This is a genomic window from Frankia torreyi (assembly GCF_000948395.1).
Taxonomy (GTDB): Bacteria; Actinomycetota; Actinomycetes; order Frankiales; family Frankiaceae; genus Frankia; species Frankia torreyi.
Genome location: NZ_JYFN01000008.1, coordinates 137682 through 162650 on the forward strand (window position 1 = coordinate 137682; position 24969 = coordinate 162650).

A 24969-nucleotide genomic window follows, 5' to 3' on the forward strand; every position below is an offset into this window, starting at 1 on the left:
GGGGTGGGGTCGGCCCGGGTCGGATCAGGTGGGGAAGCCGGCGAGGACGTCGGCGGAGGCGGACAGCCCGAGGCGGGTCGCGCCGGCCTCGATCATGGCCATCGCCTTCTCCGCCGTCCGGATGCCACCGGAGGCCTTGATCCCGAGGCGTCCCCCCACCGCTTCGGCCATCGCCCGCACCGCCCGCACGCTGGCTCCCCCGGCCGGGTGGAATCCGGTCGACGTCTTGACGAACTCGGCCCCGCCGGCCTCCGCCGCCCGGCAGGCCGCGATGATGTTCGCATCGGGCAGCAGCGCCGTCTCCAGGATCACCTTGAGGATCACGTGCGGCGGCACCGACAGGCGGACCTCGGAGATCTCGGTCTCGATCGCCCGCCAGTTCTCGTCCATCGCGTTGGCGATGTCGATGACCATGTCGATCTCGGTCGCGCCGTCCGCGACGGCCCGACGGGCCTCCTCGGCCTTGATGACGGTGAGATGCGTGCCGTGCGGAAAACCGATCACCGAGGCGACGGCGAAGGCGGGCTCGGCTTCGCGGCTGCCGCGGTACGTGCTCGCCGCGGCGAGGTAGACGTGGGTCGGGGCCACACAGACCGCGCCGACGCCCAGCTTGGCGGCCTCGGCGCACAGCGCGAGCACCTCCTCGTCGGTCGCGGCCGGGGCCAGCAGCGTGTGGTCGATCAGCCGGGCGACCTCGGCCCGCCGCAGGGTGGGCCGGGCGCCCTCGGCCGAGGTGGGGGAGCCGTCCCCCGGTTCCTCGGCGGGACGGTCGGGTCCGGCGGGATCGGTTGTCATACGTTGCATCATTGCCGATCCCGTCCCGCGCTCGAGGAGTCAGTCCGTGCATCTGCACGTCGTGGACCATCCCCTGGCGGCCTCGTCGCTCACCGTGCTCCGTGACGAGCGCACGCCGCGCTCCCGTTTCCGGCCGACCCTGCACGACCTCGCCACGATGCTGGTCTACGAGGCGACGCGGGCGCTGCCGACCATGCCCGTGACGGTGACGACGCCGCTGGCGACGACGACCGGGGTGCGGCTGGCCGCCGAGGTGGTCCTCGCCCCGGTGCTGCGCGCCGGCCTCGGCATGCTGCCCGCGGCGCTCGACCTGCTCCCCGACGCCCACACCGCCTTCATCGGCCTGGCCCGGGACGAGACCACGCACCGACCCGCCGTCTACCTGGAGGCGGTGCCCGCCGACCTGACCGGCCGGCCCGTGCTGCTGCTCGACCCGATGCTCGCCACCGGCGGTTCGGCGTTGCACTGCCTGCGGCTGCTGCTCGACCGCGGGGCGCGGGGCATCACGGTCGTCGCGGTCGTCGCGGCGCCGGAGGGGCTGGCGGCGCTGGAGTCCGGCCTGCCGGCCGCGGCGGCGGCGGAACTGACGGTGGTGACCGCGGCCGTCGACGAGCGGTTGAACGACACCGCCTACATCGTCCCCGGGCTCGGCGACGCCGGCGACCGGATCTACGGCGAGATGTGAGGCGCTGTCGGCGGTCGGCCTGGGAGCGCGATGCGCGGTCCGGCGGTTATCCGAGGCGGGCGATCAGATCATCGATGGCAACGGTCAGCTCGGCCAGCCGGGACCGGGCCCGCTCGCGGGCCGCCGCGACGGCGGTGGCCGCGCCGGCCGCCACCGGCTCGACAACCTCGAGATACACCTTCAGCTTCGGTTCGGTCCCGCTCGGCCGGAAGGTCACCCGGTCGTCGCCGAGGAACAGGACGAAGACATCGGCCGCCGGCAGGACGCCCTCCGCCGGCAGGACGCCCTCCGCCGGCAGGACGCCGTCGCTGAGCAGGTCGCGCCGGCCCGTCACCGCGCGGTCCGCGAGCCGCGGCGGGGGCTGCGAGCGCAGCCTCCGCATCGCCGTGGCGATCCGGGTGACGTCGGTGAAGCGGACCGAGCGCTGCCCGGTCTCGTGCACGCCGATCCGCGCCGCCAGCTCGTCGAGAAGATCCAGCAGGGTCCGGCCGCGCCGCTTCGCGGCGGTGGCGATCAGCGCGACGGCCAGCGCCGCGGTGATGCCATCCTTGTCCCGCACCAGATCCGGGACGAGGGCGTAGCCGAGCGCCTCCTCGTAACCGAAGACGAGCTCCGGATCCGCTCGCATGATCCACTTGAAGCCGGTGAGCGTCTCGCGGTAGGTGACACCGGCGCACCGCGCCAGCGCGCGCAGGCCGGACGAGCTGACCAGGGTGGTCGCCACCGGGCCGGGCCGGCGGCGGAGCACCTGATCGGCGAGGAGCAGGCCGATCTCGTCGCCGGTGAGCAGCCGTCCGCCCACCGCGACGGCGCAGCGGTCCGCGTCGGGGTCGGTCGCCAGCACCAGATCCGCGCCGATGCGTTCACCGAGAGCCAGCGCCCGGTCCATCGCGCCCGCCTCCTCCGGATTCGGCCAGGGGACGGTCGGGAAGTCCGGATCGGGCGCGGCCTGCTCGTCGACGAGTGTGGCAGCCGCGAGCCCGGCGGCGGCGAAGACGGCGGCGAGGGTCTGGGCGCCGACCCCGTGCAGCGGGGTGTACGCGACGATCGCCTGCACGGGTTCGGGCTCACCCGGGTCGGCCGTCGGCGCCGAGTCGGCCGTCGGTGCCAGGTCGAGGACCGCCGCCACGGCGGCGTGGACGTAGTCCTCGACGATCCGTCCGTCGAGCCGGCGCCAGGTCTCGGCCAGCGGGATCGCGGCGGCCGGACCGGCGGCGGCGATGCGCCGTTCGATGTCGGCGTCGGCAGGGGCGACGAGTTGCGCGCCGCGTCCCGGGTCCGGTTCGGCGCCGCCCAGGTACACCTTGTAGCCGTTGTCGGCGGCCGGATTGTGGCTGGCGGTGACCATCACACCGGCGTCGGCCCGCAGGTGACGCACGGCGAAGGCCAGTACCGGTGTGGGCAGCGGCCCGGGCAGGACCAGGGCCCGCAACCCGGCCCCGGCGACGACCCGCGCGCTGTCCAACGCGAACGCCTCGCTGCGGTGCCGGGCGTCATAGCCGATGACGACCAGGGCAGCCGCGGCCGGGTTGCCGCCCCCCGCCCCTGGCCCCGAGCCCGTCGCCGCCCCTGAGCCCGCCGCCGTGGCACGCAGCCAGGCGGCCAGGCCTGCGGCGGCCCGGCGCACCACGGCCGTGTTCATTCCGCCGGGCCCGGCGCGCAGCGGCCCGCGCAGCCCCGCCGTCCCGAACCGCAATGGCGCCCGAAACCGGTCGTCGAGTTCGTCGAGCGCCGCCGGGTCGCGGACGGCCTCGGCGCACAGCCGGGTCAACTCGGCCCGGTCCGCGGCGTCCGGGTCGTCGGCGAGCCAGGCCCGGACCCGTCCGGCCAGCGGATCGGGCAACTCCGGCGGCAGGGCGGTGGCCGGCACCGTCACGATCTCGCCGTCCCTAGAGGCGGGCAGCGACGTCGGCGAGCAGGACCCCCATGCGCTCCGCCGCAGCCGCCCCGGCGGCCAGCACCTCCAGGTGGTTCAGCGGCTCCCCGGTCATGCCCGCCGCGAGGTTGGTCACCAGTGACACGCCCAACACCTCGGCGCCGGCGGCCCGGGCGGCGATCGTCTCGTGCACCGTCGACATGCCCACCAGGTCGGCGCCCAGCACCCGCAGCATCCTGATCTCCGCGGGCGTCTCGAAGTGTGGTCCGGGCAGGCCGGCGTAGACGCCCTCGGTCAGCGACGGGTCGACCTCGCGGGCCAGGGCGCGCAGCCGTGGCGAGTAGGCGTCGGTCAGATCGGTGAAGGCGGGTCCCACCAGCGGTGACCGCCCGGTGAGGTTGAGATGGTCGGCGATGAGGACCGGCTGGCCGATGGTCATGTCGGCGCGCAGCCCGCCGGCCGCGTTCGTCAGCACGATCGTCGACGCGCCCGCGGCGCAGGCCAGCCGCACTGCGTGCACCACCCGCGACAGTCCGTGGCCCTCGTACGCATGTACCCGGCCCAGGTAGACGAGCAGCCGGCGGCCGTCGAGGCGCAGCGAGTGGGCGACCGCCCGATGACCGGGCACCTCGGTGCCCGGGGGGAAGCCCCCGAGCTCGGCGAAGGTGACCTCGGTGACCTTCTCCGCCCGCCGCGCGAGCACGTCCGCGGCCGGGCGCCACCCCGAGCCCAGCAGAATCGCCACGTCGTGCCGCCCGGCCCCGGTCAGCTCCGCCAGCCGCGCGGCCGAGGCCGCCGCGTTCGGTTCCTCCGCCTGCTCCCGCACCCGGCGACTGTACGGGGTGCGTGGGGGAGACTGGCCTCCGTGCCCCTGTTGCCGTCCCACCGCCGGCTCCCGTCCGTGCCGCTGGAGTCCGGTGAGTTCACCGAGGTCGTGTTGCGTGGACGGCTGACCGACCCCGGCGGGCCGGGGCGGCTGACGTCGAAGGTGGAGACCTTCGTCGGCCACCGGGTCGGCGCCTCCCGGTGGATCGTGCTCACCGACAGGCGGCTCCTCGTCGTCGCGCCGTTCCCGCGAGAGGGCGACTGGTTCGACGTCGTGTTCGACCGTCGCGAGGTGAGCGCCTCCCGCGGGGTCAAGCATGGCGACGTCATCACGGTGGAACTCAGCACGCCCCGCGGACGCCAGGTCCTGCGCGTCCCGGCTCGGCTGCGGACCGAGGCCGGCCGCTTCATCCGCGCGCTGCGTCGCTAGTCGGTGGTTGCGCGTGCCGGACGACCGGGACCACCTTCTCGCGTGGGTGCGCGACCTGACGCGAGGCGCGGCGGCCTGACCGGACCGTGGCGACGCAGCGGCCGATAGGGTCGGGACGGGATCCCGCGGCGGGCGTGACGATATCGCCACAGCACAGGCGTGACACCGCGCCCGGTGGGCCGAACCGGACAGCGATGGGAACAACGGACCGATGACTACAACCCAGCCGGCCACCGGCAAGCTACCGATCCCGGAGCCGGGGGTCTCCGCGGCCAGTGGGCAGCGTACGGCCATGCGCACCCACCTGTGCGCTGACCTGCGGGCGGATCACGTCGGCCGGACCGTGTCGGTGTGCGGCTGGGTGGCGCACCGCCGCCAGCACGGGCAGTCGCTGACCTTCGTCGACCTGCGAGACCACTCCGGCCTCCTCCAGGTCGTCGTCGACGGATCCGTCGACGTCCGCTCCGAGTACGTGCTGCGCGTCACCGGCACGGTGGCCATCCGGCCGGAGGGCACGGCGAACCCGGCGCTGGCGACCGGGGAGGTCGAGCTGCGCGACTGCGCGGTCGAGGTCCTGTCGGTCGCCACCCCGCCGCCGTTCCCCCTCGACGACCGGGCCGACGCCGTCGACGAGTCCACCCGGCTGGCCTACCGCTACCTCGACCTGCGCCGGGAGCGGATGCAGCGCAACCTGCGGACGCGCTCCGCGGTGCTGGGCGCGATGCGCACCGTCCTGGCGCCACTCGACTTCGTCGAGGTGGAGACGCCGCTGCTGATGCCGTCGACGCCGGAGGGCGCCCGGGAGTTCATCGTCCCGTCCCGGCAGTTCCCGGGGAGCTTCTACGCCCTGCCGCAGTCGCCGCAGTTGTTCAAGCAGTTGCTCATGGTGGGCGGGACCGACCGCTACTTCCAGTTCGCGCGTTGCCTGCGGGACGAGGACCTGCGCGCCGACCGGCAGTACGAGTTCACCCAGCTCGACCTCGAGATGAGCTTCGTCGACCAGGACGACGTGCTCGACGTGATCTCCGCCGCGGTGCTGGCCGCGGCGCGGGCGGTGCGGACCGACGCCGTGCCGCCGATCGAACGGATCACCTGGCACGAGTCGATGAACCGCTTCGGTGTCGACAAGCCGGACCTGCGGTTCGACCTGGAGCTCGTCGAGCTCACCGCGATCTTCGCCGGCAGCGGCTTCAAGGCGTTCGCCGGCGCCGAGGCGATCAAGGGCATCCGGGTGCCCGGTGGCTCGGCCGCGCACAACCGGCGCCGATTGGACGATCTCACCACGCGGGCCAAGTCGCTGGGGGCCAAGGGCCTGGTGTGGATGCGGGTGGGCGCCGGTGGCGCGCTGGAGTCGCCGGTGGCGAAGTTCCTCTCGGCGGACGAACTCGCCGGGATCGTCGCCGCGACCGACGCCGTCGAGGGCGACCTGCTGCTGCTGGTCGCCGACGAGTGGGCGACCACCTGCGAGGTGCTCGGGCAGCTCCGCAACGACCTTGGCCGCCCGCCGGCCGGGCAGGGGCCGCTGCGGTTCGTGTGGGTGGTGGACTTCCCGCTGTTCGTCGGCATCGACCCGGCCACCGGGCGGCCGAAGCCCGGGCACCACCCCTTCACCCGCCCGCATCCCGACGACATCGCGAAGCTCGAGAGCGAACCGCTCGCGGTGCGCAGCCGCGCCTACGATCTGGTGCTCAACGGCTGGGAACTCGGGTCCGGTTCGATCCGGATCCACGAGAGCGCCCTGCAGCAGCGCATCTTCGGCCTGCTCGGGATCACCCCCGAGGAGGCGAACGCACGGTTCGGCTTCTTCCTCACCCCCTTCGGCTACGGCGCGCCGCCGCACGGCGGTTTCGCGGTCGGCATCGACCGGTTGGTCGCCATCCTGGCGGGTGAGGAGAACATCCGTGAGGTCATCGCCTTCCCGAAGACCCAGTCCGGTCTCGACCCCCTGACCGGGGCTCCCACCCAGGTGACCGACCGTCAGCTTCGTGAGCTGGGCGTACGGGTGATTGCCCCGGCCACCCCGGCCACCCCGGCCACCCCGGCCACCCCGGGCGGTGATCGGGGGTAGGAACGGCTCGAATGGGTAATCAGCTCCTGCTGTCCGTGAGCCGAGCGGAACGGTGACGGCTGCCCGACACCGGCATCGGCCCCGATCCGAAGAGCCCAGGTGCAGATTCCCTTCTCGTCCTCGACGAGCTCCAGTCTCGGCATCGAGTGGGAACTGCAGCTCGTCGACCAACAGTCCCGCGAGCTGCGCGGGGAGGCCACCGTCATCCTCGACGAGCTGCGGGCGAAGGCCGGCGAGCGGGAGGCGGCGAAGGCGAAGCACGAGCTGTTCGAGTCGACCGTCGAGGTCATCACCGGAGTCTGCGGATCGGTGGGGGAGGCGACCGCCGACCTGGCCGGCACGGTGTCGCTGCTGCGCGACCTGGCGGAGCGGCGCGGGGTCGGCCTGATGTGCAGCGGTACCCACCCCATCAGTGACTACGCCGGGCAGCGCATCACCGACGACAACCGGTACTCGCGGCTGGTCAGCCAGATGCAGTGGCTGGCCCGCCGGCTGCTCATCTTCGGCGTCCACGTCCACGTCGGGGTCCGGTCCCCGGACAAGGCCATGCCGATCATGAACGCCCTGATGGTGTACATCCCGCACTTCCTCGCCCTGTCCGCGTCGTCGCCGTTCTGGCTGGGCGGGGACACGGGCCTGGCCTCGTCGCGATCCCAGGTGTTCGCCAGCCTGCCCACCGCGGGCCTGCCCTACCCGCTGGAGGACTGGCCGCGGTTCGAGTCCTTCATGGAGACGCTCATCGCGGCGGGGACGATCGAGACGATCCGGGAGGTCTGGTGGGACATCCGGCCACATCCCAACTTCGGCACCGTCGAACTGCGGATCTGTGACGGGCTGCCGACGCTGCTGGAGGTCGGGGCCGTTGCCGCCCTCGCGCAGTGCCTCGTCGACCGGATGAACACCCAGATCGACCGCGGGTACCGGCTTCCCACGCCGCAGCGGTGGCTGGTGCAGGAGAACAAGTGGCGGGCGGCCCGTTACGGCCTCGACGCGCAGATCCTGATCGACGGTCGCGGCGGGGTGCGGTCGGTCCGCGACGACCTCGTGGACCTCGTGGAGGATCTGCTCCCGGTCGCCCACCGGCTGGGCTGCGCGCAGCAGCTCGCCGACGTCCTGGTGATCCTCGAGACCGGGGCGAGCTACACCCGGCAGCGGGCGGTGGCCCGGCGGGCCGATGGAGATCTCACCCGAGTCGTCGATACCCTGCTGGAAGAGATGAATACCGGCCGTCCGGTCGTTGACCGCTAGGTGCGTCGGCGCGGCCCCGACGGCCCGGTATCCGCACACGGCGCGCGTCAGGGCCCGCGCGACGCCCGCAGGGAGGAGCCCGGCCGGCAGATGGAGGCCAACGAGACCGCGGCGGTCGCCCGCTGGGTGACCGCGCATGAATCCGAGCTGGTCGCGTTGCGCCGTGACCTGCACGCCCATCCCGAGCTCGGCCGGCAGGAACAGCGTACGGCCGGGCAGGTGGAGGCGAGGCTGCGCGCCGCGGGGTTGTCCCCGCAGCGGTTGCCGGACGTGCCCGGGCTGTGGTGTGACATCGGGGTCGGGGCGGACCGCGATCCGGCGGCCCCGGTGGTGGTCGTCCGGGCCGACCTGGACGCGCTTCCGCTGCCGGACGTCAAGGACGTCGCGTACCGCTCGACGGTGCCAGGCGTGGCCCACGCCTGCGGGCATGACGTGCACACCACCGTGGTGTTGGGCGTCGGTCTGGCCCTCGCCGAGTACACGCGCACGACCGCGCTGCCGGGCACCGTGCGTCTCGTCTTCCAGCCGGCCGAGGAGCTCATGCCCGGCGGGGCCCTGGACGTGATCGACGCCGGCGTGCTGAAGCCCGCCTCGGCGGCGATCGCCGTGCACTGCGATCCCGCGCTGGACGTGGGCACCATCGGGCTGCGAACCGGGCCGATCACCTCCGCGGCCGACGCCATCGAGATCACGATGGCGGGGCCGGGTGGCCACACCTCGCGACCGCAGAACACGGTCGACCTGGTGTATGCCCTCGCCCGGCTGGCTGCCGACATGCCGGCCGCGCTCGGCCGGCTGGTCGATCCACGGTCGGCGTTGTCCCTCGTCTGGGGGCAGGTGCAGGCCGGCACCGTCGCCAACGCCATCCCCCGTACCGGGCAGCTACGCGGGACCATCCGCACGCTGTCCCGGGAGACCTGGGAGTCCGTTCCCGCCCTCGTGACCCGGGTCGCCGAGCAGCTCGTCGCCCCCTACGGCGCGCAGATCGTGGTCGACTACCGGCGCGGTGTGCCTCCCGTCGTCAACAGCGCGGACGTCGTCGACGTGTTCCAGAGCGTCGTCGACCGCACCCTCGGCCACGGCGCGTCCACCACCGTCGCCCAGTCCCTGGGCGGGGAGGATTTCGGCTGGTATCTCAACCACGTGCCCGGCGCGCTGGCCCGGTTGGGTACCCGCGTTCCGGGGGGCCCCACCTACGATCTTCACCAGGGTGCCTTCGACGTCGACGAGCGCGCTGTCGGCATCGGGGTGCGGCTGCTGGCCGGCGCCGCCCTGGAGCTGCTACGCCGCCCACCGGCCTCCTCCTGACCGCGCTCTGCCGGCTAGGCCGTCGGCCGGGAGCGGAGCTCCTTGACGTAGTCGGCGGGAGCCCCTGCCTTCTCGGCGGAATCGGCGATCATGTCGAGGTACCACCGGGAGGGCAGGCCACCCTCGTAGGAGTTCAGCACATAGGTCCAGGCGAGAGCCTCGCCGTCCAGAGTGGACACCCTGACGCGGATGCGGGTGTACAGGCCGGTGTCCGCGCCCTCCCACACGTCGAGCCGCTCCAGGTCATAGCGGTCGAGGTCGTACAGCAGCACGTACGCATGGCTGCCGGGGGACTCGACGATCGTGGCCAGCGCCCCGTCCCAGCCCACGTTCTCACCGCCGAAGGTCAGGCGCCAACCGTTGATCCATCCAGTGCCGGTGACGGGCGAGTGGGGGGCCCGCTCCTTCATCTGCGCCGGGTCGAGATTGCCGGCGTACGCCGCGTACAAGGTCATCGTCGTCTCTCGGGGTGACGGTGCGTGGCTATAGCTGCTATTTCCGTTTCAAAGTCGGAAGAAGGGTGTCTCGTGGACTTCGCGCCTGTCGGCATCCGTCTGTGATCCTACGGAGCTCTCCGCACCGGGAGGAGCGCAGCCGTCGGGGCGGGGGAAGATGAAAGGAGAAGATGTCGGATCGGGAGGGCACGTGACGCGCATCGTCATTCTCGGTGGAGGGCCTGGCGGCTATGAAGCGGCGCTCGTGGCAGCGTCGCTGGGCGCGACGGTCACGGTCATCGACTCGGATGGGATCGGCGGCGCCTGTGTGCTCACCGACTGTGTTCCTTCCAAGACGCTGATCGCGACGTCGGAGACTATGACCAATCTCGCACTGGCGCCGGGGCTCGGTATCCGCCCGCACGGACTTGGTGCGGGGACCGAACCGGTGCTGCCCGCGGTGGCGTGGGGCATGCGAAGCGGCCTGGACGCGGGTGTCCCCCCGCTCACGCCGCCGGAGGTCGTCAGCGTCGATCCGGAACAGGTGTACGAAAGGGTCCGGGAACTCGCCAAGGCGCAGTCCCTGGACATCGAACGCCGCCTCGAGCGGGAAAAGGTCGAAGTGGTGCACGCGGCCGGCCGGCTGGTCGGGCCGCATGCGATCGAGACGAACACCGGTGAGACCTTCGTGGGCGACGTGATTCTTATCGCAACGGGGGCGAGCCCACGGGATCTTCCGACCGCCCGCCCGGACGGTGAACGCATCCTCACCTGGCGCCATCTCTACGATCTCAAGGAGATTCCGGAGCATCTGGTCGTCGTCGGCTCCGGCGTCACCGGCGCCGAGTTCGCCAGCGCCTACCGGGCGATGGGCGCCGAGGTCACCCTCGTCTCGTCCCGCGAACGGGTCCTGCCCGGCGAGGACCCGGACGCGGCGCGCGTCATCGAGGATGTGTTCGTGCGGCGCGGCATCGAGGTGCTCAACCGCTCGCGCGCCGCCTCGGTCCGCCGCATCGGCGACGGCGTGATCGTTGAGCTCACCGACGGCCGCACCGTCACGGGAAGCCACGCTCTGATGGCAGTCGGGTCCGTTCCCCGCACGAAGGGGCTCGGCCTGACCGATGTCGGTGTTCGCCTCGGTCCCGGCGGGCACGTGAACGTCGATCGAATGTCGCGCACCTCCGTGCCCGGCGTGTATGCGGCAGGCGACTGCACCGGCGTTCTGCCGCTCGCGTCGGTAGCCGCGATGCAGGGCCGGATAGCAATGTGGCATGCCCTCGGGGAGGCGGTGAGCCCGCTGCGACTCGGGACCGTCTCCTCCAACATCTTCACCGAGCCGGAGATCGCCACGGTCGGAGTCACCCAGGTGATGAAGGACACGGGTGCCGTCGCGGCAGAGGTGACCACTGTGCCACTCTCGCGTAATCCTCGCGCGAAGATGATGGGGATCGAGGACGGTTTCGTCAAACTGTTCTGCCGGCCGGGTAGCGGCAGTGTCCTCGGTGGTGTGATTGTCGCCCCGCGCGCGTCGGAGCTCATCCTTTCTGTCTCGCTAGCGGTCGAACATGGTCTCACCGTCGACCAGATCGCACATACCTTCTCCATCTACCCCTCGTTGTCCGGCTCGATCACCGAGGCCGCCAGGGTTCTGCGTCCTCGGGACTTCTTCGCGGGCTTCGACAGCGCAGGGTGAAACCGACCTCGGCCGGCGTCGACCTTCGGTGGAGTGATGGCCGCGGCGGCTCCGGCCGGCGCGTCATCGGCCGGCGCGTCACCGGCCTGCGTCAGCCGTGCTTCCGGCGAGCTACCCGTGGCAGGTGGCGCAGTGTATTCGTTTGCTGAATTCTGGAAGGCGAATGATCCGGGCGGAGGATCCGGCGGGGCAAAGGACGCTGATGCCCCGGATCCGGCTGCCGCGGCTGCGGCTGCGGGCGTGCCGAGGCCGGCATACTGGAATCGCCGTTCGTGCCCTGGGTGGCGGATCTCGACGCGAGTGACTGCCTACGGCTCGACGTACAGATCGCGCGGGAGATCGCGCGCTGGGAGGCCGCCCGGCTGGTCATCCGGGCGAGCCCGGAAGGGCGCACATATCAGGTCGGCCCGGAGCGCCATGACCAGGAATGATCAGTTGCGGGCGCCGATCAGGCGGGGAACCGAGCGGCGTCGATGGCTACTCGTCATCTTCCTCATCGTGCGGCGGAAACACCGGTGGGAAGCCGTGTTGCTCCAGCCGCCGGTTCCGGAAGAATCCGCTGGTGGCGAAGCCCAGCCCCGCCCCGGCGACCAGGAGGAACGCGACCGTCGCCGCGCGGACGACCGCCCCGCCCGGAAGCAGGGCGAAGATCACGGCAAACGGCAGCATCAGAACGAAGGGGCGTGCCGCCTGCCGCATCCGCCAACCAGGGCCGGTCAGATCCCGGGAGATCCACGCGTTGTAGGTGGGAGGAAGCGTCCCACCGAGGAGATAGTGGACACGGCCCGTCAGCGGTGGCTGTTGCGCCACCGCCGGCGGCGCTGCCGTCCCCGTGTCCTGTCCGCGCACCGTTGCGCTGTCTTCACCGCCGTCCATACCCGCAGCTTACGAAGTCGACGGCCGGCAGGAAGACAGCCGACGGGCGGAGAGCCAGATCAGTCCTTGATCTCACAGAGGACGGCACCACTTGTGACCACCGCACCTACGGCAGCGGCCAGACCGGTGACAGTGCCGCCGCGGTGAGCGTTGATCGGCTGCTCCATCTTCATCGCTTCCAGCACGATGATGAGGTCGCCGGCGGCGACCGTGTCGCCGTCGGCGACAGCAACCTTCACGATGGTGCCCTGCATGGGACTGGTCAGGGCGTCACCGGTCACCTTGGCGGCCGCTGCGCCGCGGGCCGACCGTTTGGGCGCGGCGCCACGCGACGCGGTCGACGTCGAAGTGGCGCCGAGCCCGGCCGGCAGCACGACCTCGAGACGCTTGCCGCCCACCTCGACGATGACCGCCTCCCGCGGCTCGGGGGTGGTGTCGACGTCCGTGCCGCCGCTGAAGGCGGGGATGGTGTTGTCGAACTCGGTCTCGATCCAACGGTTGTGGATGCGGAACGGCTCCGCGGCGTCGTCGGGAGCGAAGGCCGGGTCCCGCACGACCGCACGATGGAACGGCAGCGCCGTGGCCATGCCGTCGACAACCATCTCGTCCAGCGCGCGCCGGGCACGCTCCAGCGCCTCCTGGCGGGTGGCGCCGGTGACGATGAGCTTGGCGAGCAGGGAGTCGAAGGCGCCCCCGATCACGCTGCCGCTCTCGACTCCGGAGTCGAGACGCACGCCCGGACCGGCCGGTGAGACGAACGTGGTCACCGTTCCCGGAGCAGGAAGGAAGTTGCGGCCCGGGTCCTCACCGTTGATCCGGAACTCGATGGCGTGGCCGCGGGGAGCGGGGTCGGTGAAGTCGAGTGCCTCACCCTCCGCGATCCGGAACTGCGCGCGGACGAGGTCCACGCCGGACACCTCTTCGGTCACCGGGTGCTCGACCTGGAGCCGGGTGTTCACCTCGAGGAAGCTGATCATGCCGTCGCGGGCGACCAGGAATTCCACGGTCCCGGCGCCGACGTAGCCGGCCTTCTTGCAGATCGCCTTGGACGCCTCGTAGAGGGAGGTGAGCTGCTCCGCGGAGAGGAACGGCGCCGGCGCCTCCTCGACGAGCTTCTGGTACCGCCGCTGCAGCGAGCAGTCACGGGTGCCGACGACGACGACGTTGCCGTGGCTGTCCGCGAGGACCTGCGTCTCCACGTGCCGGGGCTGGTCGAGGTAACGCTCCACGAAGCATTCGCCCCGGCCGAAGGCGGCGACCGCCTCCCGGACCGCGCTGTCGAACAGTTCGGGCAGTTCCTCCGTGGTCCAGGCGACCTTGAGCCCGCGGCCACCGCCGCCGAACGCGGCCTTGATGGCGACCGGCAGGCCGTACTGCTCGGCGAAGGCGACGACTTCATCGACGCCGGCGACGGGATCCGCGGTGCCCGGTGCGAGCGGCGCGCCGACGGCCAGCGCGATGTGGCGGGCCGCGGTCTTGTCCCCGAGGCGGCGAATGGCTTCGGGCGGCGGACCGATCCAGGTGAGGCCGGCACCGATCACAGCCTCGGCGAAATCCGCGTTCTCCGAGAGGAAGCCATAACCAGGATGAACCGCATCGGCCCCGGACGACTTGCAGGCATCGAGTATCTTGTCGATGCGTAGATAGGAGTCGCCAGGGGTCGTACCACCCAGCGCGAATGCCTCGTCGGCGACGCGCACGTGCAGTGCGTCGATGTCCGGTTCGGCGTATACTGCGACGCTCGTGTATCCGGCGTCGCGGCATGCACGGGCCACCCGAACCGCAATCTCTCCCCGGTTAGCAATGAGGATCTTACGCACGTTGCTCCCGTCCTCGTCCGGCCTGCCTGAAGTCTAGGCGAGTCGGGCCGCACAGTTCGCTCTCGTTGTGCCCGGATGTGATGCCACAGACATCCCGGCGTCATCTATCTGTTCGGTTACCAGCCAGCCCGGGTGCGTACACCCGGGCTCATCCCGGAGCGTCGCCACGAACCCGCTCCGGTGGCGAGTGGGCGACGCAGTGCCTGAGTGGGATCCGCCCAGGCCGAGCGGACGGGAGACGGACTTTCCACCGGGACCGCGCGGGCTGCCAGAAGCGCGACCACCGCGGCAATCTCTTCGGGTGTCGCGTTCCCACGGATCAAACGCAGCCGGGGCGGGCTGGCCTGTCCGTCGTCGTCCTGGGTCACGGTCCTCTCCTCACTCGACTTCCGGCCACGCGCCGTGCGCGGCCTGCCGTCCATCGTCGTCCCTCGTCGCTCGTCGCGTCGCTCGTCCAGCGGGTGCGCACGTGGGAAGCGGACCGACTGCGTGCCGGCGAGAGTCCGGGGCCGAACTACAGCGGGATGTTGCCGTGCTTCTTCGGCGGCAGGGACTCGCGCTTGGTACGCAGCAGGCGCAGGGCCCGAATGATCTCTCGGCGAGTCTCGGACGGGTTGATCACCGCGTCGAGGTACCCACGTTCCGCCGCGATGTACGGAGTCGCGAAGTGATCGTTGTAGTCCTGGATGAGCTCCGCCCGGCGGCTTTCCGGGGACTCGGCCTTGGCCAGGTCGCGCCGGTAGATGATGTTCACAGCCCCGCGGGCACCCATGACGGCGATCTCGGCGGTCGGCCAGGCGAGGTTGATGTCGGCCCGTAGATGCTTCGACCCCATCACGTCGTACGCGCCGCCATACGCCTTCCGGGTAATGACGGTGACCTTGGGAACGGTCGCCTCGGCGTAGGCATAGATCAGCTTGGCGCCTCGACGGATGATCCCGTTCCATTCCTGGGAGGTACCGGGCAGGAAGCCGGGCACGTCGACCAGGGTCAGCACCGGGATGTTGAAGGCGTCGCAGGTCCGGACGAAACGGGCGGCCTTCTCGCTGGCGTCGATGTCGAGGGTGCCGGCGAACTGCATCGGCTGGTTCGCCACGACCCCGACCGATCGGCCGTCCACCCGCCCGAAGCCGACGATCAGGTTCTGGGCGAACTGAGCGTGGACCTCGAGGAAGTCCCCGTCGTCGACCAGACGCTCGATGATCTGGTGCATGTCGTACGGGGTGTTCGGAGAGTCCGGGATGAAGGTGTCGAGCTCGGGATCGATCTCGGCGGCCGGATCGTCCACCTCGTCGTAGCTCGGGGCGTCGTCGAGGTTGTTCGACGGCAGGAACGACAGCAGCGCCCGCGCGAGCTCCAGGCACTCCGTCTCGTCGGCGGCCTGGAAGTGCGCGACTCCGCTGCGTGAGTTGTGGGTGGCGGCGCCACCCAGCTCCTCCATCCCGACGTCCTCGCCGGTGACCTCTTTGATGACGTCCGGGCCGGTGATGAACATGTGGCTGGTCTGGTCGACCATCAGCGTGAAGTCCGTGATCGCCGGGGAGTACACGGCGCCGCCGGCGCACGGGCCCATGATCAGAGAAAGCTGTGGGACGACGCCCGAGGCCATGACGTTCCGATAGAAGATCTCGCCGTAGAGGCCGAGCGAGACGACGCCCTCCTGGATGCGAGCCCCGCCGGAGTCGTTGATGCCGACGACCGGGCAGCCGGTCTTCAGCGCCAGATCCATGATCTTGACGATCTTCTCGCCGAAGACCTCGCCGAGGCTCCCCCCGAAGACCGTGAAGTCCTGGCTGAACACGCAGATCTGGCGGCCGTCGACCGTGCCGTACCCGGTCACCACGCCGTCGCCGTACGGACGGTTGGCCTGGACGCCGAAGTCGTGCGCCCGGTGCCGCGCGAACGCGTCGGTCTCCACGAACGAGCCCGGGTCGAGGAAGGCCTCGATCCGCTCACGCGCGGTCATCTTGCCCTTGGCGTGCTGGGCGTCTACCGCCCGCTGAGACCCGGCATGGACCGCGTCTTCGTTCACGCGCCGCAGTTGAGCAAGTCGCCCTGCGGTGGTGTGCGGGTCGGGAGCAGAATCCTCGGCGGACGCGGGAAGAGCCATAGGCCGCAGCGTACGACCCCTGTGGGCTCACGTGCGCGACTGTTGTGGAGTTGATCTCATCGATTCGCCGGAATCTGGGGCTCGCCTCCGGTGGGCCGTATCGAAGGTCACAGCACCCCACTTCTGGTACCCCCGGTCGGGTAGTCGGAGCGCCCAGCACGTCGTCGCACTGGCCGACTCGTGGCATCCGGCGCAGATCGGACGGAGTGAGCTTCGTCTCGCATCGTCCGGACCACAGTGGTGCCGATGCGCGCCCGGCGCCTGCGCGAGCGGGGCGGACCGCTCTGGCAGGCTGTCTGGCGTGAGCTCGACGCCGGACTCCGCTTCCGCGCAACCGCCCCAGAATTCAGCCGTGCCAGCCGTCGATGCCTTCCGAGGCCGGTCACCGAGCGCGGCTGGCGACCGGGGTCCCCTCGATGCCGCGCGGCTGACGGCCGCCGCGGCGGCGGCCGGGCTGGACCTGACCGTGATCCAGGAGATCGACTCGACCAACGCGGCCCTGGCCCGGATCGCGCGGGGGGAGACCAGCGATCCGGCTCTGGTCGGGCTCTCGCGGCAGTGGCGCGAGAGCCCGGGGCCCGGCCTCGCCCCCCTCGGTCGCGCCCCCCTCGGTCGCGGTCTGGTCCTCGCCGCGGAACGGCAGACCGCCGGGCGTGGGCGTCTCGACCGCTCCTGGGTGTCCCGACCAGGCGCCGGTCTGACCGTCTCCCTGCTCATCCGGCCGCGGACCGCGGTTTCCCGGCTCGGCTGGCTGCCGATGGTCGTCGGGACGTCGCTGGTTTCCACGGTCCGAGCCGTCGCCGGAGTGCCCGCCGTTCTCAAGTGGCCCAACGACGTCCTGGCCGAGGGCGGGAAGCTTGCCGGCATTCTGGTGGAGGTCGTTCCGGTGCCGGCGTCCGCGCCCTCGGTGGTCATCGGATTCGGGCTCAACGTCAACGCGGAACCGGACGAGTTGCCCGACCGGTCCACGAGCCTGCTGCTCACCGGCGCACACCCGGCCGCCCTGGACCGGACCGAGCTACTCGCGCGGATCCTCGACGGGCTCGTCAACGCGCTCGCCGCCTGGGAGGCCGATCCCCAGGCGGCCCGCGCCGCCTACCTGGCGGTGTGCGCGACGATCGGCCGGGAGGTCCGCGTCGAGCTCCCGGACGGCTCGGCCGACACCGGCAGGGCAACGGATGTCGATCTCGAGGGACGGCTTGTGGTGGCCGGTCGTGCTTACAGCGCCGGGGACGTCGTCCACCTGCGGTGACCGGCGAGGAGGGCGTGTTCCGACCGCCTGCCGACGGCCGGTGACGGACCCGGGTGTGGCCTGTCGGTGCCGGATGCGACGATCGTCACCGTGGCGTTCCCCGACGACATCCTCACCCAGGACGAAGAGGTTGTCCTGCATCTGCACCCGCACTGGGTCAGCCTGATCGTTCCGGCGCTCTGGACGGTGGTGGCTCTCGTCTTCGCGGTGCTGGGCGTCTTCTTCGCGCCCGGTGGCGTGCTGCAGAAACCCGTCCAGTACCTGGTGCTGCTCCTCGCTCTCGGCGCGATCGCCTACCTCGGGGCGCTGCCCTGGCTGCGCCAGCTCACCACCCACTACGTCGTCACCAGCCACCGGCTCGTGATCCGGGAAGGCCTGATCACCCGCGCCGGGCGGGACATCCCGCTCGCCTGGCTGGTCGGTGCGACGGTGCAGCAGAACGTCATCGACCGCATGCTGGGGTCGGGCAGTCTGATCGTCGAGACGGCCGGTCAGCGCGGCCGGGTCGTTCTGGCGTGCATGCCGCACGCGGAGCGGGTCCAGGAGACCCTCGCGGAGCTCTCGGCGCCGTACCGGCCGCGGAGCTACCCCGACTACTGAGACCACCTCGCCGACCACCTCGCCACAGGTGTTCCTCAGATCGGGTCGTACTCGCGCCACCAGGCCAGGAGCCGGCCCGCATCGGGATCCTCGGTGGCGAAGCCGATCAGCTCGTCGTCCACGGTCCAGAACACCGCGAACCGGCCCGCTGCGGCCGAGCAGAGGAAGGTGCCGCGGCGCCGCGCGCTGTGGGCCCAGCGTTCGACGCTGGTCTGACCCCGGGCGCAGTCCCCGGCGTCGGTGAGCTCCGCCGACCGACGTGCGACGTCGCCCCGCAGCGCAGCGGCGTCCCGGTACCGGAGGACCGACAGCCGTGCCGGCGCCGGGGCCTCGGTTGCGACCCCGGGTGCGCAGGTCAGCGCCGCCGCCACCCCGTCGCCGTCACGGGAGGCGGCCCGGCAGTCGGTGACCGCGAACGGCCGTAGCGAGGCCAGCAACCGGGCGTCCGCCGGATCGAGCGTCACGCTCGGCGCCGGGCTCCCGACCGTGCCGCCGCCGGAGCGGCCGGAACTCGAACCGGCGGTGCTCGGGGCGGGCCGGACGGTCGTGGCGTGATCCGAGCCGCCGCTCACCAGCAGCCCGACGGCGACGCCCGCACCGATGACGATCGCGCCGGCGAGGCCGCCCACAACGGCTCGCCGCCGGCCGCCACCGGTGCCCGCAGCGCGGTGATCCCCGCCCTCGACCGGCGCCCCCCCCGGGTCGTCGACCGGTTCCGGCGAGGTGCTCTCGTCGGAATCCTGCATGCGGCCCGCCCTCCCGAACCCTGTCACTCGGCGACGCTGTCAATCAGCGGCGCAGCGGGTCGAACGAGTGCCACCAGTCGTTCATGCGGGCAGCCGTCGGATCGTCGGCGGAGAAGGCGATGAGGTGGTCGTCGTACGTCCAGAACTCGTAGAACCGGTTCGCGAAGAAGTAGCAGAGGCGGTTGCCGCCGGTGGCCTCGGCCGGCGAGCTCCACCGTTCCGAGCTCTGCTGCCCGTCGTCGCAGTTTCCCTCGTCGGTGTAGAACGTCTCCCGGGCACCGATCTGTCGGTCCAGTGCGGAACGGTTCGGGAAGTGGAATGCGGTGACCTCCATCCCCGAAGGCGTCTTGCAGAGGAGGGTGGCGTCAGCGTAGGCGCTGTCGCTGCGCCCCGGATCGGCGCAACCGGTCATGACGGCGGGATTGAGCAGCGACCGCAGGACGTCCCGCGGATTGCCCCCGGCCCGGCCCGCCGTGCCCGGTGCGGCGGTGGCCGTCCCGGCGCCCGCGGGGCGTCCCTGGGCGGCGGCGGTGACCGACTCGCCGCCGCTGCCCTTGCCCCCGGTGAAGGCGAGGACTCCGAACACGATCACCAGGGCCAGCAGTAACCCGCCGCCCCCGATCAGCAGACGCCGGTCGACCAGCACCTTGTTCCGGTCGGCGTTCCGGTCGGCTCCGGTCCGGTCGGCTCCGGTCCGGAGGGCGCCCTCCCCGGCCCCGCTGGTCGCAGGCTCGGAGCTGTCGGCGCCCTGCGGCGGCAGTCCGGGCAACAGACCCGGCAGGGACGCCGAACGACCCCTGTCCGGGGCCGGCGCGGTGAGGGCGTTGGGAACGGGAAGGGCGTCATCGCGGCCGGGTGCCGCGACCGGGGGAAACCCGTTCGTACCGGCTTCCGCCGGGAACGGGCCGAACGACGCGGGACGGTGGCCTGGCACCGGACGGTACCCGCCGCCAGCCGGCGGCGGGTACCCGCTGATCGGCCCGGGCGGGGGAAAGCCGCCCGGGGGACCGCCGCCGCCCCAGGCAGCGCCGGCGGTCCTGGAAGCGTCGAACGCGCTCGCCTCAGGAACCACCGTCCCGGCAGCGCTGGGCGCCCCCGGGGCGGGGCCTGGGCCGGCCGGCGTGTCGTGGGCGCCGCCGGTGGGTTCGGTGGCCCCACCTCGAGCCCCGAACGGCCCGAGAAAGGCCGTGTCGCCGTCGCCGCCCGGGCGCCCCCCAGGAGCGTTTACCAGGGGGACGGGCCCGGGCTGGGGGCCGGCGGGCGGCCGGACGCCGGGGCGTCCGGGGGAGGTCGAGCCGGGTGGGGTCAGACGGTAGGCGAGGTCGCTGTCGCCCTCCCAGGGCGGGGCCGCGCCACCGGGACCGGGCCCTGGCGGAGCGCCGGCAGGGCCCGGTCCGCCAGGGCCGGAGGCTGGTGCGGGGGCGGCTCCGGGGCCGGCGGGGAACGGCCGTGCCGTGAAGGCGGGATCGGCCGGCGAGGTGGGGCTCCCGGGAAAGCCGACCGGCGGGGGGCCGGGCGTGGACGTCCCGGGCGCCCCTGCCGTGCCGGGTGGGATGGAACCGGGCCTGATCGGTGGAGCGTAGTAGAGCGGACCGGGTGGTCCGGCCAGGCCGCCGGGCGGACCCGGGGGAGCCGGTGGCCCGGGCGGGGGGAAGTCTGTCGGGGCGACCGGCCCGGCCGGACCGGTCCGGGGTGGGGCGGCGGGCGGACCCGGCGGCGACGGCCAGGCGGAGGCTGCGGAGGTCGGCGGACCCGGTGGACCGCCCGGACCGGTCAGGCCACCGAACCGGGGCGGTGCCGACGGGATGGGCGGGCCGGGAGGTTGGACCGGCCCGCGCGTGACGCTGTCGGCTGCTGGGCCGCCGAGCGGAGAGCCGGGCCCCGTGTAGGGCGGCGGCCATGAGACATGCCCGGGCCCGGGGCCCTGCTGCAGCGGGTCCGGGGCCGCGCCCGGCCGGCCCGCGCCGCTCGCCGGGTCGGCCCCGAAGCGGTCGCCGGGTCCCGCCAGGGGAAGCTGCCCGGGAGGGAGGGTGAGTTCGGCGTCGTCGAGGTCCGGGCCCGGGTCCGGACCGTCGCCGAGGCGCGGCCCCGGCGGCGACTGCTCGGGTGAGCGCGGCGTCTCGTCGTCGCCAAAGCCGGGGCTCGGCACGGTTCCTCCCGAGATGGGTGACGGGTGCGGTCCCCAGAGTAGGCGTACCACCCTGCGAATACCGGTGGTATTGGGCTACTGCGCAACAAATGCGGCCCTATCGCTACCCGCCCGGACGCGCGGCAGCAGGCTTGCGGCGCGACGGGGGATCCCGTCAACCGGCCACGCCACGTGCCGTGCTCCGGACACCCCGTTCACGGCCGCCCTCACCGGCGGTCTGAGCTGGGTATACGTCCCGGCCGGATCAGCTCTGCGGCACCGGGTCGAAGCCGCTCCACCATTCATACAAAGCGACGCCGTCGGTTCCGGTCGCCATGAACGAGACCAGCTTGTCGTCGTAGGACCAGAAGATGAAGTGGCTGCTCTGCCGGACTGTGCAGACGGCGGTGCCCTGGGTCTTTCCCTGGTCGAAGTTCCAGGTGAAGACCTCGCTGCCACCGTCCTTGCACGTGCCGCTCGGCGTGGTGACCAGCGCCTTGCGGACATCGACGTCGCTGGTGAGGTCGCCGGCGGTGGCGTAGGCGTAGGCGGCGACGACCTTGCCGTCGTCGGAGTCGCAGTACAGCGCGGCCACGATGCGGTCGCTCTCCGCGTCGCTGTTGGGCTTGCAGTCGGTCATCGCCGACGAGTCGAGCTTGGCGAGCAGCTCGTTCTCGGCCGGGGTGAGCGCTGCGGAGGCGCTCGGTGACGGGCTCGCCGAGGACGTGGCGGACGGGCTCGCCGGCGCGGTCGGCCGGGCGCTGGGAGAGACCGAGGCGGCCGCCGCCGGCTTCCCGTCGTCGGATCCGCCGGTGAGCAGCACGACCGGGATGACGATGAGGAGCAGCACGGCGACGACGGCCGCGCCGATGATGATCGCCCGTCGGCGACCGGAGCCGCCGGGCCGAGGCCCACCCGCGGGTCCGCTACCAGGAGGCGAGTATGCCCCGTACGCCCCGGCCGGCGGGTAGCCCTGCTGGTAGCCACCGGGCGTCGGATAACCCTGTTGCTGGTAGCCCTGCTGTTGGTTGCCGGGCCCCGGGTAGCCCTGCTGTTGGTAGCCGGGCCCCGGGTAGCCCTGCTGCTGGTAGCCCTGGTCGTAGCCCGCAGTCGGTTGCGGGTAGCCGCCTGGCGGCGGGTAGCCGGTGGGCGGGTAGTCCGGTGAACCACCGTAGCTGCTGCTGGCCGGACCGCTCGGGCCGCCGGCCCCCGGCGCCGCGCCGTATCCCCCCGCCGGCGGATAGGCGGCGGTCGGCGGGTACTCCTCCGGACCCGGGTTCCGGCTCTGCCCGCCGGACGTTCCGGGCGGGTATCCACTGCCCGCACCGTCGGGAAGTATCCGCGTCTGCACCTCCTCGCCGTATTGGTCCCCGCCGCCATAGGGACCGCTGCGACCGTAGGGGTCCGCGCCACCGTAGGAATCGTCACGTCCGTAGGGATCCGCCTGGCTGCGGGGATCTGCCTGGCTGTAGGGAGCCGTCTGGCTGTAGGGGGCAGCCTGGCCATAGGGATCCGCCTGGCCGTAGGGATCGTTGAGCGGCCGGCTCGCCACGACGGGCGGGAATCCCGGGCCCGCGGGCGGCTGGCCGACCGCTGGCCAACCACCGGCCTGGCCCGGTCGTCGGTTGCCGGCATCGTCGCCGACCAGGCGGGTTCGCTCCGCGTTGTCGTACGGCTCGGCGCTGCCCGGGTCGACCGGGTCCGGGCGGGAAGCGGCCGGTGTGCCGTGCACCCGTTGGGTTTCGGCGTCCGGGTCCTGGGGGCCTGGGCCCGGTGACTGCATGAGGTCCTCCTGTGCCGCGCGAAGGCGCCCCTGCCGCCGCGCCCCGTCCCTGCCCGCCCGGTGGCCGGGACGGCCTTGCGGTGGCGGGTCGCCCCGCTCCGCCCGCGCCCGGGACTGGATAAACCGCGTCTTCCGTCCCAGATCGGGCCCGCTGCTGATGGTAGGGCCTTTGCTGCTGGAAGGAAGGGGGGGTCGCCTTCTCGACACGCCTGCGGGGTCGGATCATCGCGTCCGACCCCCGCGGCCGCGGTTGCCGCCGGCGGCAGTCCGCCCGGCCGCGGGGCTCCGCACCGGTCCACACCGGCCGGCCGGTGTGGACCGGCGGTGCCGGCGGAGCCATCGCGCGTTGCGGGGGGGGGGGGGGGGGGGGGGGGGGATCAGGCGGCGTAGCGGATGACGATGTCGTCCACGATCGATTCCAGGAACACCCGGTCGATGGGTTCGCCGGTGAGCAGTACGCGCTGCAGGATGATGGCGGTGCCGATCTCCATGAGTATCGCGTGATCGACGTCCGGGCGGAGTTCCCCACGAGCGATCGCGTGCTCGACGATGGCGTGGGAACTCGTCTCGCGTTGCGTCCAGAGCCCGCCACGCAGCGCGTCCCGCAGATCAGGATTGCGGGGCATCTCCGAGATCAACTCAGCGATGATCCGCCCGCGGCCGCCCCGGATGGCCTCGTGAAAGGAAGTCAGGAACTCGATGATGTCCAGGCGCAGTGAGCCCGTGTCCGGAGTCGGCATGCGTTCCTCGGCGAAGGCGTTGATCGCGTCCATCACCATCGCCAGTTTCGACGGCCAGCGCCGATAGATCGTGGCCTTGCCGGCGCGGGCGCGGGCGGCCACCCGGTCCATCGTCACGCCGTCGTAGCCGAGTTCGGCGAGCAGATCCAGGGTGGCCGATCGGATCGCGTGATCCCGGCTCTCGTCGCGAGGCCGGCCGCCCGGGCGCGGCGACGCGAGCGAGGGCTGGGTCACGAAGCATTCTCCCGACGGCTGCGGGGCGGCCGGCGCCTGCCGCGTGCGTTCCGGGAGTCGAGGAGTGACGCACGGTGGATGACCGCGAACGCGTAGCACCGGTTGGGCCCGCAGAGCGTAACTCACCGGGGATACTTCGAGTACGGGTTGGCATGTGAGCGGATAGAGCTTCCCGGTGTCCGGACGGGACCAGACGCGCCCACCACACGGGCGGCCAGCCTGCGACGTTCATACGTTTATGGGGCCGACCGGACGCGCGGGTGGGCTGCGTCGGCGCTGATGAGGCGGGTCCGGATTGGGGTGCCCATCGGTGTGCCGTCCTGGGCCGAGCCGGCGGCCCGGAGCCGAGCCGGGGTTGTCCCGCCGCGACGCGTCCGGCGGGCGGCGGAGATCCTCGCCGTGATCAACTCTGGCCGGCGGCGCCAGGTCACGGGCGGCCCGTGGGGCGCCGCGGTCCTGGCGGTGACGCCTGGCTGCCGCCCCGGGGGCAGGCTGGATGTCGCGGCGGGACGACGGTCAGATCCGGCCGGCGTGCTCCGGGATCGGACGGTGGTTCTCCTGGCTGGCACCGGTGTTCACGACGGCCTTGGGGTCGTCGGGGTGCAGGAACACCCACTTCTTGTAGGCCCAGAAGCGGAACACCGTGCCCAGCCCGGTGCCGATGACGTTGCCGAACAGGTTGAAGGCGAGCACGCCTCGCAGGTCCAGCACGTAGCGGGCGAACCCGAGGCAGCCGAGCGCGATCAGCAGGCCGACGGTATTCAGGATCACGAAGAGGGTGTACTCGCGGCGCAGACCGGTCCGGGCGCGGTGGTTGAAAGACCACTGCCGGTTTCCGATGTACGAAAAGGTGGCCGCAACCACCGTGGAGACGGTCTTCGCGCTGAGCGGACCCATTCCGAGGAGCGTGTGACACAGGTTCGAAACCAGAAAGTCGATGGCATAGCAGACGCCGCCGACCAGCCCGAACTTACCCATCTCGTGGATGAGTACCTGCATCGGCGAGCGTGTCTGCCGGTGCCTCACCACACGCGACCTCGTTCGATTCTTACCACTCGTGGAGAGTACCGGCTGCCTCCGCCCCGGCTCGGGGCCACCCCCTCGGATGGGGCTGGCGGTGCGATCGCTGCCGCAACCGGGGCCGAGACCTCGACTGCGGGCAGTAATGTAAATCTTACCGAGGTGTGGTCGGGTCACCGGGGAGGTGTTCCCCGATCTACGATGAGTGATGCGACCGTTCCGTTGCGGCCGGCAACGTGAGTGGCGCAACCTAGCCGAATGTGGGGAACATCGACGAAGGTGGGTAGGGGGGCGGCAT

23 protein-coding genes are annotated in these 24969 nt (G+C 72.0%); 10 read left to right on the forward strand and 13 right to left on the reverse strand.

Annotated features, from left to right (window positions below; translation table 11 throughout):
- Positions 1–24 precede the first annotated feature (24 nt).
- Positions 25–804 carry a deoxyribose-phosphate aldolase gene (gene deoC, locus FF36_RS07665; protein ID WP_236705622.1) on the reverse strand — a complete coding sequence of 260 codons (780 nt, stop codon included), beginning with the start codon at positions 802–804 and terminating at the stop codon, positions 25–27.
- A 37-nt stretch (positions 805–841) separates the two neighbouring features.
- On the opposite strand from deoC, the gene upp reads away from it, so the two are divergent.
- Positions 842–1480 carry a uracil phosphoribosyltransferase gene (gene upp, locus FF36_RS07670; protein WP_044884271.1) on the forward strand — a complete coding sequence of 213 codons (639 nt, stop codon included), beginning with the start codon at positions 842–844 and terminating at the stop codon, positions 1478–1480.
- A gap of 46 nt (positions 1481–1526) precedes the next feature.
- Here the strand turns inward: upp and FF36_RS07675 are convergent, their stop codons facing one another.
- Positions 1527–3356 (reverse strand): phospho-sugar mutase, encoded by a 1830-nt coding sequence (locus tag FF36_RS07675; RefSeq protein WP_044884272.1) that lies wholly within the window; start codon positions 3354–3356, stop codon positions 1527–1529.
- A 13-nt stretch (positions 3357–3369) separates the two neighbouring features.
- Complete coding sequence (locus tag FF36_RS07680) at positions 3370–4182, reverse strand: purine-nucleoside phosphorylase (protein ID WP_044884273.1); 813 nt, start codon at positions 4180–4182, stop codon at positions 3370–3372.
- 39 nt (positions 4183–4221) lie between these two features.
- Here FF36_RS07680 and FF36_RS07685 point away from each other — a divergent pair, with 39 nt between their 5' ends.
- The 4 genes from FF36_RS07685 (at position 4222) to FF36_RS07700 (ending at position 9235) form a co-directional block, all read left to right on the forward strand.
- Entirely contained in the window at positions 4222–4611 is a 390-nt protein-coding gene (locus tag FF36_RS07685; protein ID WP_044884274.1) for a hypothetical protein, read from the forward strand.
- 211 nt (positions 4612–4822) lie between these two features.
- Positions 4823–6679 (forward strand): aspartate--tRNA ligase, encoded by a 1857-nt coding sequence (gene aspS, locus FF36_RS07690; protein ID WP_044884275.1) that lies wholly within the window; start codon positions 4823–4825, stop codon positions 6677–6679.
- Positions 6680–6778: 99 nt separating this feature from the next.
- Positions 6779–7927, forward strand: coding sequence for a glutamate--cysteine ligase (locus FF36_RS07695; RefSeq protein WP_044884276.1), 1149 nt, complete (start codon positions 6779–6781; stop codon positions 7925–7927).
- Between the two features lie 90 nt (positions 7928–8017).
- Positions 8018–9235, forward strand: coding sequence for an amidohydrolase (locus FF36_RS07700; RefSeq protein WP_044884277.1), 1218 nt, complete (start codon positions 8018–8020; stop codon positions 9233–9235).
- Between the two features lie 14 nt (positions 9236–9249).
- On the opposite strand, the gene FF36_RS07705 is transcribed toward FF36_RS07700, so the two are convergent.
- Positions 9250–9690: a gamma-glutamylcyclotransferase family protein gene (locus FF36_RS07705; protein ID WP_044884278.1), complete on the reverse strand. Its 441-nt coding sequence runs from the start codon at positions 9688–9690 to the stop codon at positions 9250–9252.
- Between the two features lie 190 nt (positions 9691–9880).
- Here FF36_RS07705 and FF36_RS07710 point away from each other — a divergent pair, with 190 nt between their 5' ends.
- Both FF36_RS07710 and FF36_RS35355 read left to right on the forward strand, forming a co-directional pair.
- Positions 9881–11362, forward strand: coding sequence for an NAD(P)H-quinone dehydrogenase (locus tag FF36_RS07710; protein WP_044884279.1), 1482 nt, complete (start codon positions 9881–9883; stop codon positions 11360–11362).
- Between the two features lie 272 nt (positions 11363–11634).
- A complete protein-coding gene (locus FF36_RS35355) occupies positions 11635–11793 on the forward strand; it encodes a hypothetical protein (protein ID WP_157871707.1) in 159 nt (52 codons plus the stop codon).
- Between the two features lie 46 nt (positions 11794–11839).
- Here FF36_RS35355 and FF36_RS07715 read toward each other — a convergent pair whose 3' ends face one another.
- The 4 genes from FF36_RS07715 to FF36_RS07725 all read right to left on the reverse strand — a co-directional run bounded on the left by FF36_RS07715 (position 11840) and on the right by FF36_RS07725 (position 16168).
- Positions 11840–12238, reverse strand: coding sequence for a DUF5313 family protein (locus tag FF36_RS07715; protein WP_044884280.1), 399 nt, complete (start codon positions 12236–12238; stop codon positions 11840–11842).
- Positions 12239–12297: 59 nt separating this feature from the next.
- Positions 12298–14058 (reverse strand): acetyl/propionyl/methylcrotonyl-CoA carboxylase subunit alpha, encoded by a 1761-nt coding sequence (locus FF36_RS07720; RefSeq protein WP_044884281.1) that lies wholly within the window; start codon positions 14056–14058, stop codon positions 12298–12300.
- Between the two features lie 116 nt (positions 14059–14174).
- The gene (locus FF36_RS32505) at positions 14175–14480 is read right to left on the reverse strand and encodes an acyl-CoA carboxylase subunit epsilon (RefSeq protein WP_313949792.1); all 306 of its coding nucleotides are present in this window, start codon (positions 14478–14480) and stop codon (positions 14175–14177) included.
- 92 nt (positions 14481–14572) lie between these two features.
- Complete coding sequence (locus FF36_RS07725; RefSeq protein WP_044884282.1) at positions 14573–16168, reverse strand: acyl-CoA carboxylase subunit beta; 1596 nt, start codon at positions 16166–16168, stop codon at positions 14573–14575.
- 352 nt (positions 16169–16520) lie between these two features.
- Here FF36_RS07725 and FF36_RS07730 point away from each other — a divergent pair, with 352 nt between their 5' ends.
- Together FF36_RS07730 and FF36_RS07735 are read left to right on the forward strand one after the other, a co-directional pair.
- Complete coding sequence (locus FF36_RS07730) at positions 16521–17420, forward strand: biotin--[acetyl-CoA-carboxylase] ligase (RefSeq protein WP_044884283.1); 900 nt, start codon at positions 16521–16523, stop codon at positions 17418–17420.
- Between the two features lie 66 nt (positions 17421–17486).
- Positions 17487–18020: a PH domain-containing protein gene (locus FF36_RS07735; RefSeq protein WP_052680999.1), complete on the forward strand. Its 534-nt coding sequence runs from the start codon at positions 17487–17489 to the stop codon at positions 18018–18020.
- A gap of 35 nt (positions 18021–18055) precedes the next feature.
- On the opposite strand, the gene FF36_RS07740 is transcribed toward FF36_RS07735, so the two are convergent.
- On the reverse strand, positions 18056–18766 hold the full coding sequence (locus FF36_RS07740; RefSeq protein WP_236705596.1) for a hypothetical protein: 711 nt from the start codon (positions 18764–18766) through the stop codon (positions 18056–18058).
- A 43-nt stretch (positions 18767–18809) separates the two neighbouring features.
- Entirely contained in the window at positions 18810–19700 is an 891-nt protein-coding gene (locus FF36_RS07745) for a hypothetical protein (RefSeq protein WP_044884284.1), read from the reverse strand.
- 972 nt (positions 19701–20672) lie between these two features.
- On the opposite strand from FF36_RS07745, the gene FF36_RS07750 reads away from it, so the two are divergent.
- Complete coding sequence (locus FF36_RS07750) at positions 20673–20876, forward strand: hypothetical protein (protein WP_044884285.1); 204 nt, start codon at positions 20673–20675, stop codon at positions 20874–20876.
- Positions 20877–21159: 283 nt separating this feature from the next.
- On the opposite strand, the gene FF36_RS07755 is transcribed toward FF36_RS07750, so the two are convergent.
- From FF36_RS07755 to FF36_RS07765, 3 genes are all read right to left on the reverse strand, one after another.
- Positions 21160–22677, reverse strand: coding sequence for a hypothetical protein (locus FF36_RS07755; RefSeq protein ID WP_044884286.1), 1518 nt, complete (start codon positions 22675–22677; stop codon positions 21160–21162).
- 377 nt (positions 22678–23054) lie between these two features.
- Positions 23055–23651: a TetR/AcrR family transcriptional regulator gene (locus tag FF36_RS07760; protein WP_044884287.1), complete on the reverse strand. Its 597-nt coding sequence runs from the start codon at positions 23649–23651 to the stop codon at positions 23055–23057.
- A gap of 516 nt (positions 23652–24167) precedes the next feature.
- Positions 24168–24677, reverse strand: coding sequence for a GtrA family protein (locus FF36_RS07765; protein ID WP_242418489.1), 510 nt, complete (start codon positions 24675–24677; stop codon positions 24168–24170).
- Positions 24678–24969: the final 292 nt, after the last annotated feature.

Excerpts from the sequence above, each read along its gene's own strand:
- deoC (WP_236705622.1), bottom strand. The coding sequence starts at position 804 with ATGCAACGTATGACAACCGATCCCGCCGGACCCGACCGTCCCGCCGAG.
- aspS (WP_044884275.1), top strand. The coding sequence starts at position 4,823 with ATGACTACAACCCAGCCGGCCACCGGCAAGCTACCGATCCCGGAGCCG.
- FF36_RS07700 (WP_044884277.1), top strand. The coding sequence starts at position 8,018 with ATGGAGGCCAACGAGACCGCGGCGGTCGCCCGCTGGGTGACCGCGCAT.
- FF36_RS07705 (WP_044884278.1), bottom strand. The coding sequence starts at position 9,690 with ATGACCTTGTACGCGGCGTACGCCGGCAATCTCGACCCGGCGCAGATG.
- FF36_RS07715 (WP_044884280.1), bottom strand. The coding sequence starts at position 12,238 with ATGGACGGCGGTGAAGACAGCGCAACGGTGCGCGGACAGGACACGGGG.
- FF36_RS32505 (WP_313949792.1), bottom strand. The coding sequence starts at position 14,480 with ATGGACGGCAGGCCGCGCACGGCGCGTGGCCGGAAGTCGAGTGAGGAG.
- FF36_RS07725 (WP_044884282.1), bottom strand. The coding sequence starts at position 16,168 with ATGGCTCTTCCCGCGTCCGCCGAGGATTCTGCTCCCGACCCGCACACC.
- FF36_RS07740 (WP_236705596.1), bottom strand. The coding sequence starts at position 18,766 with ATGCAGGATTCCGACGAGAGCACCTCGCCGGAACCGGTCGACGACCCG.
- FF36_RS07750 (WP_044884285.1), top strand. The coding sequence starts at position 20,673 with ATGCCCGGGCCCGGGGCCCTGCTGCAGCGGGTCCGGGGCCGCGCCCGG.
- FF36_RS07755 (WP_044884286.1), bottom strand. The coding sequence starts at position 22,677 with ATGCAGTCACCGGGCCCAGGCCCCCAGGACCCGGACGCCGAAACCCAA.